Source organism: Phyllobacterium sp. LjRoot231, assembly GCF_964253365.1.
Classification (GTDB): Bacteria; Pseudomonadota; Alphaproteobacteria; order Rhizobiales; family Rhizobiaceae; genus Phyllobacterium.
The window spans coordinates 67,374-82,649 of the sequence record NZ_CAXUQT020000001.1; the positions used below are offsets into that span (position 1 = coordinate 67,374).

Annotated in this window: 17 protein-coding genes; 3 read left to right on the forward strand and 14 right to left on the reverse strand. The window is 55.8% G+C overall.

Translation table 11 applies throughout. From position 1 onward, the window contains the following. Nucleotides 1-8: 8 nt before the first annotated feature. The 13 genes from ACSQ3H_RS00320 to irrA form a co-directional block, all read right to left on the reverse strand. Nucleotides 9-239, reverse strand: a complete 231-nt coding sequence (locus tag ACSQ3H_RS00320; RefSeq protein ID WP_436115191.1) for a hypothetical protein — start codon at nt 237-239, stop codon at nt 9-11. A gap of 23 nt (nt 240-262) precedes the next feature. Beyond that, nucleotides 263-1,543, reverse strand: a complete 1,281-nt coding sequence (locus tag ACSQ3H_RS00325; RefSeq protein ID WP_436115192.1) for a class I SAM-dependent methyltransferase — start codon at nt 1,541-1,543, stop codon at nt 263-265. Next, nucleotides 1,540-1,971, reverse strand: a complete 432-nt coding sequence (locus ACSQ3H_RS00330) for an EamA family transporter (RefSeq protein WP_436115193.1) — start codon at nt 1,969-1,971, stop codon at nt 1,540-1,542. Before ACSQ3H_RS00330 ends, ACSQ3H_RS00325 begins: the two co-directional genes overlap by 4 nt. Continuing rightward, complete coding sequence (locus tag ACSQ3H_RS00335) at nt 1,968-3,146, reverse strand: GNAT family N-acetyltransferase (protein ID WP_436115194.1); 1,179 nt, start codon at nt 3,144-3,146, stop codon at nt 1,968-1,970. Before ACSQ3H_RS00335 ends, ACSQ3H_RS00330 begins: the two co-directional genes overlap by 4 nt. Next, on the reverse strand, nt 3,127-3,945 hold the full coding sequence (locus tag ACSQ3H_RS00340; protein WP_436115195.1) for an alpha/beta hydrolase: 819 nt from the start codon (nt 3,943-3,945) through the stop codon (nt 3,127-3,129). Before ACSQ3H_RS00340 ends, ACSQ3H_RS00335 begins: the two co-directional genes overlap by 20 nt. Further along, nucleotides 3,932-4,807, reverse strand: coding sequence for a fatty acid desaturase family protein (locus ACSQ3H_RS00345; RefSeq protein ID WP_436115196.1), 876 nt, complete (start codon nt 4,805-4,807; stop codon nt 3,932-3,934). The genes ACSQ3H_RS00340 and ACSQ3H_RS00345 overlap by 14 nt, the downstream gene beginning before the upstream one ends. Beyond that, a complete protein-coding gene (locus ACSQ3H_RS00350) occupies nt 4,804-5,157 on the reverse strand; it encodes a permease (RefSeq protein ID WP_436115197.1) in 354 nt (117 codons plus the stop codon). Before ACSQ3H_RS00350 ends, ACSQ3H_RS00345 begins: the two co-directional genes overlap by 4 nt. After that, nucleotides 5,154-6,107 carry an arginase family protein gene (locus tag ACSQ3H_RS00355; protein WP_436115198.1) on the reverse strand — a complete coding sequence of 318 codons (954 nt, stop codon included), beginning with the start codon at nt 6,105-6,107 and terminating at the stop codon, nt 5,154-5,156. Before ACSQ3H_RS00355 ends, ACSQ3H_RS00350 begins: the two co-directional genes overlap by 4 nt. 4 nt (nt 6,108-6,111) lie before the next feature. Then, nucleotides 6,112-7,533, reverse strand: coding sequence for an aspartate aminotransferase family protein (locus ACSQ3H_RS00360; RefSeq protein WP_436115199.1), 1,422 nt, complete (start codon nt 7,531-7,533; stop codon nt 6,112-6,114). Between the two features lie 19 nt (nt 7,534-7,552). After that, a complete protein-coding gene (locus ACSQ3H_RS00365; RefSeq protein WP_436115200.1) occupies nt 7,553-8,236 on the reverse strand; it encodes an MtnX-like HAD-IB family phosphatase in 684 nt (227 codons plus the stop codon). Nucleotides 8,237-8,337: 101 nt separating this feature from the next. Then, complete coding sequence (locus ACSQ3H_RS00370; protein WP_436115201.1) at nt 8,338-9,714, reverse strand: ATP-binding protein; 1,377 nt, start codon at nt 9,712-9,714, stop codon at nt 8,338-8,340. Further along, nucleotides 9,711-10,367, reverse strand: coding sequence for a response regulator (locus ACSQ3H_RS00375; RefSeq protein ID WP_436115202.1), 657 nt, complete (start codon nt 10,365-10,367; stop codon nt 9,711-9,713). The genes ACSQ3H_RS00370 and ACSQ3H_RS00375 overlap by 4 nt, the downstream gene beginning before the upstream one ends. 209 nt (nt 10,368-10,576) lie before the next feature. Further along, a complete protein-coding gene (irrA, locus tag ACSQ3H_RS00380) occupies nt 10,577-11,008 on the reverse strand; it encodes an iron response transcriptional regulator IrrA (protein ID WP_112526576.1) in 432 nt (143 codons plus the stop codon). Nucleotides 11,009-11,432: 424 nt separating this feature from the next. Between irrA and fabA the strand changes: the two genes are divergently transcribed. From fabA to fabI, 3 genes are read left to right on the forward strand one after another with little or no spacing between them, the layout of a single operon-like run. Continuing rightward, a complete protein-coding gene (gene fabA / locus ACSQ3H_RS00385; protein WP_008122449.1) occupies nt 11,433-11,948 on the forward strand; it encodes a 3-hydroxyacyl-[acyl-carrier-protein] dehydratase FabA in 516 nt (171 codons plus the stop codon). Between the two features lie 35 nt (nt 11,949-11,983). Further along, the gene (fabB, locus tag ACSQ3H_RS00390) at nt 11,984-13,210 is read left to right on the forward strand and encodes a beta-ketoacyl-ACP synthase I (protein WP_436115203.1); all 1,227 of its coding nucleotides are present in this window, start codon (nt 11,984-11,986) and stop codon (nt 13,208-13,210) included. 9 nt (nt 13,211-13,219) lie between these two features. Further along, nucleotides 13,220-14,035 (forward strand): enoyl-ACP reductase FabI, encoded by an 816-nt coding sequence (gene fabI / locus ACSQ3H_RS00395; RefSeq protein WP_436115204.1) that lies wholly within the window; start codon nt 13,220-13,222, stop codon nt 14,033-14,035. Nucleotides 14,036-14,183: 148 nt separating this feature from the next. On the opposite strand, the gene ACSQ3H_RS00400 is transcribed toward fabI, so the two are convergent. Further along, on the reverse strand, nt 14,184-15,200 hold the full coding sequence (locus ACSQ3H_RS00400) for a methyltransferase (RefSeq protein WP_436115205.1): 1,017 nt from the start codon (nt 15,198-15,200) through the stop codon (nt 14,184-14,186). Nucleotides 15,201-15,276: the final 76 nt, after the last annotated feature.

The window sequence follows — 15,276 nt, forward strand, 5'->3', positions numbered from 1 at the left end:
CGTCGCATTTAGAGCAACTTCCGATCAAATAAACGCAGTTCTGTTTCTCGGATGGCGAGACAATCCACGCGGAAGGTGGCTAGGTCGATGCTTTTCCATCGGACGAAGCCGCCTGACAAAGTGGTTGGCCGCCAGCCGGAAACCCGAAGGGGCCGGGTGAATTCGGGCCAAATCCATCGGGCTTTAGCTTCGTCCGATGGAAAGGCATCGGCCTCGCCAAACCCCTCGACCTTGTCCACGAATTCCCTCCGGCAGAACTCGTCTATTTGGTCGGAAGTTGCTCTAGCTCGTCGTCGCGAATGTAATTCCTCGTTATGGGAACAGCAGTGTTGCGCTTGGCTATCTGAATCTGGAACACGACAAGATCCTCGTATCGGAATGCTGCCTCGGCAGCAGCCAGATAAAACTCCCACATCCGGCAGAATCGTTCGTCATAAAGCGCTTTCGCCGCCTCCCGCTTCGCCATAAAACGCTCGCGCCAAATTTGGAGCGTTGAGGCATAGTGGAGCCTCAGCACCTCCACGTCGGTTACCATCATTCCCGCCTTCTCGATGTGGGGAACAATTTCGGACAATGAAGGAATGTAACCTCCCGGGAAAATGTACCTGTTCAGCCACGGTGTGGTGAAGCCCGGCGTAGAGGAACAGCCGATCGTGTGGAGAACCATGACGCCATCGTCATCAAGAAGTCTTGCGCATGTTTTGAAGAATGTCGCGTATGACGCGGCGCCAACATGTTCGAACATGCCGACCGATACGATTCTGTCGAATCGGCCTTTCAGGTGGCGGTAATCCTGCAGCTCGAATGAGACGCGGCCGTCTCCCTGATCCAACGATGATCGTGCGTATGCCAGCTGTTCTTCGGACAGGGTTATGCCCAGTACTTCACCCTTCGTCAGCCTTGCACCAATATGCCGCGCAAGACCGCCCCAACCGCAGCCTATATCCAGAACGCGCTGATGCGGTTCGAGCACGAGTTTGGCCGCCAAATGCCGCTTCTTTGCCAGTTGTGCTTCCTCAAGCGATTGATCGGGGTGTTCGAAATAGGCGCAGGAATATTGACGGTCCGCGTCAAGGAACAGCTCGTACAGCCGTCCGTCGAGATCGTAATGATGTGCAACGTTCCGCTTCGATCGGCCGGGCAAATTAGGCTGCTTCAGCTTTCGGAATCTCGCGCGCAGAGCGTCTATGAAGCGCGCTGGCCAAGGATGGGTGCTGTTCTGGGCTTCTCGCAACAGCAGCGCGATAAAGTCATAGACGGAGCCCTCCTCGACGACAAAACGGCCATCCATGAAAAGCTCGCCAAGCCTCATATCTGCGTCGGCCAAAAGGGCCCACTGTGCCCGACTGTCGGTAAACCTGACCGACACCGCGGGTCCGGCGCCATCTCCAAAAGACAATCTTTTGCCCTTGGCAGTCGTGACAGTCAGACGGCCCGTGGTGACGATGCGAACAAGTGCGGCATGCAGCGCACGATCGGCAAGTGCCTCTGGAATTGAACCCTTGCCCGAGGTATCGTCTTGAAAAAGGAAATGTCTGGTCATTTCATCGTCTGGCTCGCATTTGTCGTGACTGGCGGAAACTTGATTTCATGCGTGCTTTGCCGTTGGCTGCCGTGTCCGGACGCCGTCCCGATCAGCCACACGCCACCAAGTATGAGCGCGCTTCCAATCAACTGAAGCGCGGTGATCTGCTCCCGGAAATAAAGCCAGCTCGACAGGAGAACCAACACGTAACTTAAAGCAGAAAGCGGAAACGCCTTGCTCAGATCGAGCTCCGACAGGACCTGCATCCAGATCAGGAAGCACGCGATTTCGACTGCAACGGCCGCAAGGAACCAGGGCGATGCAAGCGATCCGGAAAACCAGCCACTGGCATGACCACTCGCCGCATCGGCAGCAAGCTTGATGAAAATCTGAAACAACGTGTTCAGCACCGGAATGGCGAACCAGGAAAGTCGCTGGCCGTTCATGAAGCGCCTCCACGAGGCTCATCCACGCCAAACATGGGCGATACAAGCCTTAGCAGCCATTGGGCGCCCTTGTTCCGATGCTTGAAATACATTGTGTTTGCAGTGAGCCTGCTGCCGAGCCGCAGTTTGTTTTCGTAATAGGCCTGGCCGCTCTGATAGCGGGCAATGCGGTGGTCGATGCAATAACGCAGATTGGCGAACCAGCTCAGATAATAAAGATCGTAGGCGCGGCCCTCCTCTGCGTCCATGCAGAAGAACTTGTCGATGACGGTCGTTTCGTTGTGGACGAGAATATTGGCTGCCAGCAGCTTCTCATTTGCAAAATACAAAGTGCAGAATGACTTCCCGGACATACGGTCGAGAATGCCGGCAAAATATCCAGCGGTGAGAGCTTCGAACTGCCATTCGCTCCGGCTTCGTGTCTCATTATAAAGAGCCATGACGCGCGGCATGAGGTCTGCAAGCTCGGTTCGTGTCTCGATCCTGATGCGACCAAACGATTTCAGTTTCCGGCGCATGTCCTTGCGGGTTCCGGAGGACAAGCGGCTCAGATAGCTTTCGATCGAGTCAAAATCGATATCGAGACAAGCCGTCGGCAGCCCGGGAATGGAAGCGAAACCGGATCGTTCGAATACCGGCGCGAACGCCGACGCACAAGGCTCAGGAACATCCTTGACGCCCCGCAGGGAACAGCCGTTATCGTCCGCGTGCTTCTCGAGCCCGGCAATAAGTCGCGCCAACAGTTCGGGCTGGCGTTCCGGAGGGACGTCGGCACAAAAGCCGGGCTTGCCCGTTTCCGTGCACGGGGAGCCGAGACACGCGAGTTTCAATGTGAGGAAACCGGGAAAGAAGCCTCGCATCCGACGAATGAAACGGCGCACAGGTCCTTCTTCCAACGTCGTCTCAAGCTGGTAACTGGTAATGAACGCCGGCATGGCGGCGATTACGGTCCCGTTTTCAACTACCGTTACATAGCGCCAGGCGAAACCTTCGATCCCGGCCTCTTCGATTGCGAGAAGGCAATCGAAATCTTCGACCTCATCTTCGAAACAGGCGTTCCACGCCTGCCTACCGACTTCCCGGATCGAATTCACAACGCGCGTCTGTATGAGCGGGTTGTGTTCGGCCGGCAACTCTATTCCGGTGAGCGTTGATTCAGAGATGGTCTGAAGCATGGCTCGTTCCAAAATAATCGGCAGTCAGATCGGCGACTTGCCTGTGTTGACGGTCAAGATGGATCATGTGGTAGCTGTCGTCGATCCAGCGCAGTTCGTTTGGCGCTCCAATATGGTGGCTGATATAGCTGGCATGGGCGGGGCTGCTGAGGTCGTCCTCCCTCGAATGCAGAATCAGCGTGGGCGTTGACATATGCGGCAGTTCACGTTTGAGGGCTCTCCCCAGACGGTACATCTCGACCAGGCCTTTGCCGGGGAATTTCTCGATGATGCCCTCTTTGGACATGTTTTCCATCATCCGGCGCATACGCTGGTCTTTGACGCCAAGCGCCGAAGTTTCACTGAAATTCAGGCGGTCCAGAAAAGGAACATGCGCCAGCCAGGTGATATTGCGTGACAGCAGCGGGTAATAGAACGGCACATTCCAGCCGTCATAGAGGAAACACGGAGAGTAAATCGCCACAGCTTTGAGCATTCCGGGCTGCTCATGCGCGGCCAGAAGCGCCAGCTTGCCGCCAACGCAGATGCCGGCAGCAAATGTCTCATTCGTATAGGTGGTCAGTTGCTCCGCCGCCTGCTCAACGCTTTCCAGCCAGTTCTGCCAGGACGTGCGTCGCAGCTTTCGCACATCACCACCATGACCAGCGAGAAGCGGTGCATAAACCGTATACCCCCTGCGATGCAGCTGTCGCGCCACAAGCCGCATTTCCGCAGGTGCGCCGGTCAGCCCGTGCACAAGGAGGACACCTTTGCCGTTGGTGCCTTCCATGAAATATCCAAAAGGGTCAGCGATCTGCATTCAGGATTTCCAACTCGCGGTTTTCCTTGGCCATGAACCCGAGCGCGTGACACGTGCTGATCACGTGAACACCAGCTTCTTCCTGCTGGTCCGCGATCTGTTCGTGGAAGGAGCGGAGTTTCGTCCAATGCGTGCGCGGACGATAATGATGCTCGGCATGATAGCCATTGCCGAACCACAGCCAGTTGTAAAAACGATTATGGCTGCTGACACCCCAGGCTATCGGTTCCTCCGGATCGCCGTGAAGATGTTCGTAATAGCCGTTCAACGACGACAGGCAATTGCCAAAATAATAGAATGGCACGAAAAACAGGACAGCCCGCCAGTCATAGATCAACGCCAGACCGACCGCGCCGAAGAACGCGTAAAGCTCGAAGCGGCCCCATTTCGCATCGAACGGCCGGGTGCGGGCAACGCCCTTATGAATATCGCCGATATCGTCGCGAAAGAAACTCAGGAACGTGTAGCTCCAAACGTTTTCCGGCTCCCCATTTTTCCCGTGTCTGTAAATGGACAACCAATCGACCGTTTCACCCTTTTCATTCGGCTTGTCACTGTTGCCCGAATGATGACGCATGTGGATCCAGTGGTAGTAGGTCTGCGAAAAACCGATCGTGATGGATTCCAGCAGGCTGAAGGCATAGTTCAGCGGGCGCGCGGCAAAATAGGGAGTGTGAATGAAATTGTGGGAGATGCTGTTGATATTCCACGAGATCGAGATGGCGTAAACGCATCCCAGAACAACGGACAGCCACAGCGGGCGGCTATGAAATCCGGCGATGAGGTAAATATTGAAGAATAGGTGAGCGATTGCCGCAGTGACGGGCGCGGCATCCCATTTCGTGTGAGTGAAGAGTTTCATAGTCCTGTTGCTCCAACGCACGTCACGCCGGCAGTGATGAGAAGAACTCCAGCCGCGTGACGCAGATTGACGTGTTCCTTAAAAATGCAGGCTCCGGCGACAACGATGACGACATAGCTCAGCGCCATCATTGGAAAGGCGATGGATAGCGGCACGTGTTCGAGCACCATCATCCACGCGAAAAGCTCCACCGCCCAAAAGACAATTCCCACCCAGGTGGCGGGTTTCACCAATGCCTGGCGAAGCGTCGAAGCGTTGGCGGCCTGTTTGAAGCAGACTTCACGCGCCATTTCCGCAAGAATGCAAAAACCGATCAGCGCCAGCATTGACAGGGTCAGGGTGCCGCTCATGGCATGGCCTGCGCAAGAACTTCCAGAAGGGCGTGATTGCCTGCGATGTTGATATTGGTCGCCAAGCGCGGATCCGGAGGCCGCCGGGGTTGATCCAGGAGAATCTCGGCGTGTTTCAAAAGCGTTGTCCATAACCCGCCCGCATAGGCCGGGAATGAATAGTCGCCGGTGACGTCTGCACCGACGATGCGGTGGCGACAGCCGATCTCGCTTATGAGCGTCAGGAGGTATGGCAGCCTCATGCTCCCCTGATCCCAGTTCGTCACGGCATCCTCGCGAGCCAGCACATCCTTGTCGATCGTCAGATAGACTGCTTCCGTTTCTATCCGCGACAAGAGACGATCGATGAAATTTTGCTCGCCGATAGCGGCAATGGTGTTCCAGCAGAGCGAGCCGGAATGCTGCCGGTAGCTCGACCCGGATCCGTATTCCTTTTTAACCCGGCTCGGCGGATGGTCGTAGGGATAGAGCTCAAGCGTGCCTTGTTTCAGCAGCGAAAGATTTGCTCCCTTCCATTCCGGCTTCTTCAGATCGTCGCTGCACACACCGACAGTGATGACCTTGCGGACCTGGGAATGCTCCAACGCCCTGTTGACCCATGAGCCGCAATGGATGCCATCCTTGAAATGAACCCAATCGGGATGGTTGTCGAAGTGGATCACCGTGGCCGGGCTTCCGTCCTTTTCGAGGGCGACGTCGAGCAGCAGCGCGGTGACGTGATGAAAATCACCGGACCCCATGAAACACAAATGTGCATCCTTTCTCCCGCGCAGCATCCTGCGCGCGAGCTTGGTCCGGACGGCAGACAGATCGGGGTTCTTGCCCCAAAGCCTTATCGCCCGCCCCTCATTGTCGGCCTGTATCTCACCCGCGCCCGCATTCAGGCAGGCGCGGATGAAGTCGGGCTGCAACTCAAGCGCATCGTCAAGGTGGAGGAGCAGGAGTTGCATCGGTCTATCGCTTCGAAGCCCTGGTAAAAAGCTGATCCAGCAGCGTCAGGGCAAGATCTATCTCTTCGCGGCTGATCAGGAGGTTCGGGGCAAGAGTGATGACATTCTTGTGGTAACCGCCAACATCCAGCACGAGACCGTACATGTTCGTGCCGACGCTGAGATCGCCTTTCATCCCCTCGTCGCAGAGCCAGTCCATCGTCGCCTTGTCCGGGGTGAAACCATCTTCGGCGCATATTTCGACGCGCAAGGCCAGACCCAGCCCATCCACATCGCCGATGATCCGGTGGCGTTTTTGCAACTCCTTCAGTCCGTCGAGAAAGTAAGCGCCTTTCTCGACGATGGCCGCGCCGAAATCCTCTTCCTCAAGCATTTTCATGGTTTCCAGTGCCACGGCAGTTCCCATCGGATTGCTGGCGAAGGTGGAATGCGTTGAACCCGGAGGGAAAATGCCCGGATGAATTATTTCTTCTTTCGCCCAGACGCCCGAAAGCGGGTTGAGACCATTGGTGATTGCCTTGCCGAAGACGAGGATGTCCGGGTTGACACCGAAATGTTCGATCGACCACATCTTGCCTGTCCGGTAGACGCCCATCTGGATTTCATCGACCACGAGCAGAATTCCATGCTGGTCAAGGACCTGCTTCAACTCCTTGAAGAAGTTCATGGGAGGGATGACATAGCCGCCAGTTCCCTGAATGGGCTCCACGTAGAAGGCGGCAAATTCAGCCTTGCCCGCTTTGGGATCCCACACTCCGTTGTATTCGCTCTCGAACAGCCGCGCGAATTTCTGCACGCACTGGTGGCCGTATTCCTCTTTGCTCATGCCTTTCGGGCCGCGAAAATGATAGGGAAACTCGATGAACTGCGCGCGCTCGCCGAAGTGCCCGTAGCGCCGGCGATAGCGGTAGCTGGACGTGATCGCCGAGGCTCCAAGCGTGCGCCCGTGATAGCCACCCTCGAACGCAAACATCAGGCTCTTTCCGCCCGAATAGTTGCGCACTAGTTTCAGCGAATCCTCGATGGCCTGCGAGCCGCCGACATTGAAATGAACACGTCCTTTCGTGCCGAATTTCCGTTGTGCATCTTGGGCAATCATTGCTGCGAGTTCGACCTTTTCCCTGTGCAGATATTGCGACGCCACCTGAGGCAGGGTGTCCAGCTGCCGATGTGCGGCGGCGTTCAGGCGCGGGTTGCGGTAGCCGAAATTAACCGCCGAATACCACATCTGCAGATCAAGGAACGGCGTACCCTTGCTGTCGTAGAGGTACGAGCCTTCGCACGTTTCGAAAAAGCTCGGTTGGTGGGCGTAGTGGACCGTATCGCCGTGAGAACAATAGGTCTCCTCAAGCAGGCGCAATTGGAGTTCCGAGTTCGGCAGCGGAGATACGAGCTCAGGCTGCTTGATGGAAAAGGTTGTGTTCATTCAGGTTCTCGCTTGTTGGTTATGCGGCGGCGTGGCGCGGAGTGATGAGAGCGTTGCCCTTCAGGCTCGGAACCGCGCTCTTGAGGCTATGGGTGAGATCGGCAAAGGTTTCATACGCGATGAAGGGGATATCCTCGGCGAAGCAGTAATCAGCCAGTTTCCCCTTGGCGAAGACCAGTTCCGGTTGATGGGAAACGCAGAAGTCCGAACGGCCGTCACCGACGTAGACCCGCAAATCACGCGGTGTCAGCGATCTGCACTTGCAAACCCCCGCGGCTGACGAACATTTCGGATCGGCGTGGGGAGAAGTCAGATGGTAGGATGGTAATCCTTCCGGATTGACGATCGTCAGCTTATTGGCGATCACCGGAATATGGCTGAGGTTGTTTCGTACGAGAATTTGCTTGATGAAGTAATCGACGCCGTCACTCACGATCGTAAGCGGCATAGTGTGACGGCTGCAGAAATCTGCGAAGGCGGGAAACGTCGGGTCAATAACGACGTCTTCAAGCACATCATCGAGTTCATGTTGCTTGGCGCGGATCAGGGCGACCTGACGGCGCATGCATTCGGCGGAACCGATCTCGCCGTCGAGCCATTCTTGTTCTATGGCTTCCCATGTGGGATCGGCCAGGTTTGAAAGCACAAAATCGGTCGCATCCTCGACCGAAATCGTTCCATCGAAATCGCAGTACACGTGCATTTAAAAACTCCTTGCACAATCGTGCGGGGGTTCTATCAGCCGTGCCTGAGTGCAGAATTATGCCAAAATGAAATGAAACTGAAATCGCCTGAAGACGCGTGCTACGCTCTCGGCATCAGCACGTCGACGCTCAAACCTCTGCCTGACCCCGCAGCATTCAATGCGATGGTGGCGGAGAAACGGTCAATTATGTCGGCAACGATCGCCAATCCCAATCCCGATCCCTCGGCATGCGGCGTATCGACCCGGTAGAAGCGTTGAAACACGGCTTCGCGGTGTTGCGCCGCTATTCCGGGCCCGCTGTCGCTGATGGACAGCAGCCAAGACTCGTTCTTGGATGTGATCGATGCCTCGATGGCTCCGCCAACCGGGGAGTATTTGATTGCATTGTCTACCAGGTTGGCAATCATCAGGCGAAGGAGCGGTTCATCCGCATTGACTTGCGCGTCTTCATTGCCGTGCAGCGACACCTCAAGTTTCTTGAGATGAATGATGTTACCGAATTCGCCTATGACCGACGCCACAGTGTTGTACAACGAAACGCTTTTCAACAGCATGGGTTGATGGCTGACACGGGCGGTCCGGAGCAGTTGCTCGATCAGGTGCATCGCCTTTTCATTGCTCGCTACGAGGTCGCCGATGATAGCCTTGCGTTCTTGCTCGCTCTCGGCATTCGCCAGCATTTGAAGCAATAACTTAAGAGATGTCTGAGGGGTTCGCAGTTGATGGGCTGCGTGATCGGCGAAACGCCTCTCCGCCGTCAATGAGCGGTCAAGCTTGTCGAGAAGCTGATTGATCGATCTGCCGAGCGGGGAAAGGTCCCTCGGTAATGAATCGACGGCAATGACAGATAGGTCATCCGGAGAACGGCTGCGGATCTGGCGCACCAATCCATGCATCGCGCTGAGACCGTTTCTTATGCCGAACCAGATAAGCACTGCGATGAGCGGGAAGAGGACAAGCAACGGAAATGACAGGTTCAGCAGAATATTCGAAACAAGGGTCTTTCGCAGGGCGAGCTTTTCTCCAATTTCCACAACGATAGTCGTTTGCGGAATTGGAAGGGCGTACACCCGCCACTTTTCACCGTCATAGGTCAAATCCGTGAATCCGGCCCGTTGCTCCGGAACCGTCTGCGGGAATGCGGTGCTCGAGAATACCTCAATCTCCCCGTCTTTCCAGGCACGGAACATGTGGGCCTCGGCATAGTCATCCGCATCCTCGTTCATCGCCAGCTGGTTGCCCATCGCCAGATCAATATCACTGACCTGCTTGGATTTATGAATGCCAGGCTTTTCAACCTGGCGTTCCAGCAGCGTCCAAAGAACGTTCGCGTCGTTGATCAATTGTGCGTCATAGATATTGTTGATTTCGCGCGTGGCGCTGCGGAAGGCGAATGCACCAATGACGGCAATGGTAATCAGAATTGTCGGAGCAATCCTGAAAAACAGTTTGCGCGTCAGCGTTGACCTGATCATTGCTCGACCATGTACCCCACGCCGCGGATCGACTTTATGAAGTCGCTGCCAAGTTTCTTTCGCAGATTGTAGATGACCACTTCCGTCGTATTGCTCTCCACAGCGCTTTCAGCGCTATAAAGCGCATATTCGATATCGCTCTTTGTAACGTACTTGCCGGCGCGTTCCATGAGGAGCTTCAGCATCTGAAACTCCTTGGCCGTCATCGCGACTTGTCCCGATGTGCTACGCACCACCATGGCGGCAGGGTCTACTTCAATATCTCCGCACCTCAGGACCACATCCAAACGTCCGTCCCGCCTCCTTATCAGCGCTCTAAGCCGTGCTAGCAGCTCATCGAGATCAAAGGGCTTGACGAGATAATCGTCAGCGCCGCTGTCAAGACCCTCAACCTTCTGTAGCGGAGTATCCCGCGCGGTCAGCAGCAAGATCGGAATCATGTTCTTCTTTTGCCGCACCGCTCTCAGCACATCGATTCCGTTGAGCTTCGGCAAGTTGACGTCGAGTACAACGACGCTGAAGTTCAGGTCCTCAAGCGCAGCAAGCCCGGATTCCCCGTCCTGCATCCAATCCACGCCATAGGCATGTTTCTCCAGCGCTTTCTTCAACGACGATCCAAGGATCACGTCATCTTCGATCAGCAACAGGCGCATCGGTATCGACACCTTTCACGGGATAGCAAGATTGCATGCGGGTACGTCCCAAAAAAAGCTAAGGGACAACATCTCGGCTTTTTGCGGGCGGCCTTTGGCGATGCCGTTCACACTTGCGTAAGGAGAAAGTGGGCCTTTGCTGCACAAGGCCTCGGGGTCACGACCCGAACGCCCGCAAGCTAATTATAGAGCCCGTATGTGATGCTTTATCAGCCACGCTTCTTGCGCAGGCGGATAATGATATCGACGTTGACGATTTCCATGCCTTCCGGAACCGGCGGCAAATTGCCGACCATGGTCGAACCGCTAGGGATATCGATTACCTCATTTTCGCCTTCGACGAAAAAGTGATGATGGTCGGAAACATTGGTGTCGAAGTAGGTCTTTGCGCCTTCGACTGCGAGAATGCGAAGCATTCCGGCCTGGGTAAACTGATGCAGTGTATTATACACCGTCGCCAGCGAAACCGGCACATTGGCACCGAGCGCCTCTTCGTGCAGTTCCTCGGCCGAAAGGTGCCTGTCACCCTTGGCAAAGATCAGGCTGGCAAGCGCGATACGCTGACGGGTCGGCCGTAATCCTGCAAAGCGCAAGCGCTCCTGCAAGGATACATCAGCGTCAATTTCATAAGAAATATGCATGGCCCGTCTGCCACTCCGTTAACTCATATCGAAAGTCTCACCCCAGACACATTGTCCGTCGTGTTACATGATTGATATATGCTGTCTTGCGAAATCGATCAATAGGCTGGAAATACGCCCTTTGTCGCTGTAAGCCGGTCCTGTTTCTGGTCTGGGTGCGTTGAGATTCGGGTCAGGGCGTGCCGAAAATGGTAATTTTCGAGCAACGGAGCGCAGTGTACATAAAGTACATGAACACCGGAGCGCAGAAAAATGCCATTTGCAGGCCGCCATGGCGTGAATATCGACACACCCCAACGCGAGGGTTCCATTTGACGAAGGTTTGCTCTATGCAGCGTTTTCAGGCGGAAATACTCTATGATAGGGTCCGCCCGCGCCGGAACATATCCAGGCGCAAGCCTTGAAGTTACCGATGGGAGAAAGAATGCCAGAACAGAAATCAAGCTACGGGTATGAAGAGCTTCTTGCCTGTGCCCGCGGAGAGATGTTCGGTCAGGGCAATGCCCAGTTGCCAGCACCACCCATGCTGATGTTCGACCGTATCACCGAGATTTCTGAAACAGGCGGCGAAAACGGCAAGGGCTATATCCGTGCTGAATTCGACATCAAGCCTGACCTTTGGTTCTTCCCCTGTCATTTCATTGGTGATCCTGTGATGCCCGGCTGCCTCGGCCTTGATGCCATGTGGCAACTGACCGGCTTTTATCTTGGCTGGCTCGGCGAGCCCGGCAAGGGCCGCGCACTCTCCACCGGCGAAGTCAAGTTCACCGGCATGGTCACGCCGAAAAACAAACTTGTCGAATATGGCATCGACTTCAAGCGCGTTATGCGCGGTCGTCTTGTGCTTGGAATTGCCGACGGCTGGCTAAAGGTCGATGGCGAGACTATCTATAAAGCAACTGACCTGCGGGTTGGCCTATTCAAGGAAAGCGCTGCCTGAGCCTCTAGCCAGCGCAAGCCTTTAAGGAGATCGCGATGCGGCGAGTGGTTGTGACGGGCATGGGTATAGTGTCCTCTATCGGCAATAATGTGCAGGAAGTGCTTGAGTCTCTTCGCACAGCAAAATCGGGAATTGTCTTTGCTGAGGAATATGCAAAGCACGGTTTTCGCAGCCAGGTTCATGGTGCGCCCACGCTTGATCCATCAACGCTGGTAGATCGCCGTGCCATGCGCTTTCATGGCGGTGGCACCGCCTGGAACCATGTCGCCATGGATCAGGCGATTGCCGATGCAGGTCTCGATACGGACCTGATCTCCAATGAACGCACCGGCATCATCATGGGCTCGGGCGGCTCCTCCACCCGCACGATCGTCGAGGCTGCGGAAAAGACCATTGAATCCGGTTCAAGCAAGAAGGTGGGTCCGTTTGCCGTGCCGAAGGCCATGTCTTCGACCGCCTCCGCAACGCTTGCCACATGGTTCAAGATCAAGGGCGTCAATTATTCCATCTCCTCGGCCTGCGCGACCTCGAACCATTGCGTCGGCAACGCCTATGAGATGATCCAGTACGGCAAGCAGGACATGATGTTCGCGGGCGGCTGCGAGGATCTCGACTGGACATTGTCCGTGCTGTTCGACGGCATGGGCGCGATGTCCTCCAAATTCAACGACCGTCCATCGGTAGCTTCACGTGCATATGACAAGAACCGCGACGGGTTCGTCATCTCCGGCGGCGCCGGCGTTCTCGTTCTTGAAGAGCTTGAACATGCCAAGGCGCGCGGCGCCAAGATTTATGGCGAACTCGTCGGCTATGGCGTGACCTCCGACGGTGCCGACATGGTCGCACCGAGCGGCGAAGGCGCGGCGCGCTGCATGCGCATGGCGATCGCCAACGTCAAGGGCCCGATCGACTACATCAATCCGCACGCGACCTCGACGCCAGTGGGTGACTTGAAGGAAATCGAAGCAATCCGCGAAGTGTTCGGTTCAGGCAATCAGTGCCCGCCGATCTCTGCAACAAAATCGCTGACGGGCCATTCTCAGGGTGCGACCGGCGTACACGAGTCGATCTATTCGCTTCTGATGATGAACCACGATTTCATCGCGGAAAGCGCCAATATTGAAGAACTTGATCCCGCATTCGAAGACATGCCCATTGCGCGCAGGCGGATCGACAACATCAAACTGAATACGGTCCTGACCAATTCCTTCGGATTTGGCGGCACGAATGCTTCGCTGGTTTACCAGCGTTACGAGGATTGAGGGAATACAATGTCAGATTTGATGAAGGGCAAGCGCGGCCTTATCATGGGCGTCGCGAACAGCCATTCCATTGCTTGGGGGATCGCCAAGGAATTGGCCGATAACGGCGCCGAGCTTGCCTTCACTTACCAAGGTGAAGCGTTCGGCAAGCGTGTTGCGCCACTGGCAGAACAGCTGGGATCGAAACTGCTCCTGCCTTGCGATGTCGAAGATATCGCCACTGTCGACGCGGTCTTCGAGACGCTGGAAAAGGAGTGGGGCTCAATCGATTTCGTCGTTCATGCCATCGGCTTTTCCGACAAGTCGCAGCTCAAGGGGCGCTATGCCGATGTGACGACGCGGGATAATTTCAGCCGCACCATGGTCATCTCCGCCTACTCCTTTACCGAGATCGCCCAGCGCGCTTCGAAGCTGATGACGGATGGCGGTTCTATCCTGACGCTGACCTATGGCGGCTCCACCCGGGTCATGCCCAACTACAATGTGATGGGTGTGGCCAAGGCCGCGCTCGAGGCCATGGTGCGTTATCTCGCTGCCGACTACGGTCCGGAAGGCATTCGCGTCAATGCAATTTCCGCGGGTCCTGTGCGCACATTGGCCGGTGCCGGTATCGGCGATGCCCGCGCCATGTTCTCCTACCAGAAGCGCAACGCACCTCTGCGCCGCACCGTCGATATCGAAGACGTCGGCCGGTCCGCCCTCTACCTCCTGTCGGACCTTTCGAGCGGCGTTACCGGTGAGATCCACTATGTGGACTCTGGCTACAACATTGTGTCGATGCCGACGCTGGAAGAGCTAAAAAAGTCGGACGACGGCAAAGAGTGATTCTGCACGGCCCGATCCGGAACTGGAACAAGTTTTGCGCAGGTTTTTCCAAAAATGGCACAAGAACCTGCGAAAATGATGCAAGAAATGCCGAATCCGGCACGCTTTTCGCTACCCTTGGTGGTATTTTAGTTGTGGTAGGTAGAAATTACTTCTTCGCTTCGATGATCTTGTAGCCGGCATCATCCTCAAGCGGCAGCACCGATTTGAATAGCGCCTTCAGTCCTGCCTCATAGGGCATCTGCCGGTTGGCGACGAGCAACAGCTTGCCTCCCGGCTTCAGCCGTTTTGCTGCGGCGGCGATGAAACCCTGCCCCACTGTCGGGTCAGCACTGCGCCCGGCATGAAACGGCGGATTCATGACGATCGTATCGTAAATCTCTGTAATCGCTTCGCTATTCACATCGTGCCAATGGAATGTCACAGGGATTTCGCCCCCATTGACGTTCAGTTTGGCGGCTTCCAAGGCCTCGAAATCCGCTTCATAGAGCGCCAGCGACTTCAGCTTTTCGGGGTGGTTCAGCACCTCGCTGGCGAGGTAGCCCCATCCGGCGCCGAAGTCTGCCACATGGCCGCTGATGCGGCCTGCGAAGTGCCTGACCAGCAAGGCTGAACCCTTATCGATGGCGGAATGCGAGAACATGCCCGGACCTGTGGTGAAGCGATCTTCAAGCTTGGTCGGTTCCGCCACAAGCTTCTGAATTTGCTCACTATTTAAAGCTTCCGGTCGTGCGAACCAGAAAGCTACGGCGTGATGTTTTGACAGTCTGTCAGCGACCGGCGCTAGGCCTTCGACCGTCTTGCGGAAGCTATCGACACCGAGCTTCTTGTCGCCTGAAACCACAATCTGTCCGCCGGGTTTGACCTGACAAAGCGCCTGCGCCAGCCAGTTCTCATTACGTCCTTTGTGCTTGCCGATCAGGATCAGCGCGCCATCGAAGCGTTCGTCGCCTTGCAACCTGGGAACGGCATTGAAGCCCGCCTTCTGCAATGCAAGGTACTCGGGTTTGAACGGCTGCAAACACGTCAGGACACCTTGCCACTCGGTCGCTATGTGACGATCCGCCTCGGCACCGAGAAACAACCATGCGGCGCCTTTGTCCGGTAAGGGCAGTATCTCGTCTTCAAAAGGCAGGAAGAGCGTCTGCAGGGCGCCGTTGGCCATAAGGGATCCATCTATAGATGTGTTGTGCCAAGAAAAAAGCGCGCCACAAGGGCGCGCTTTCACTATAGTCTATTCA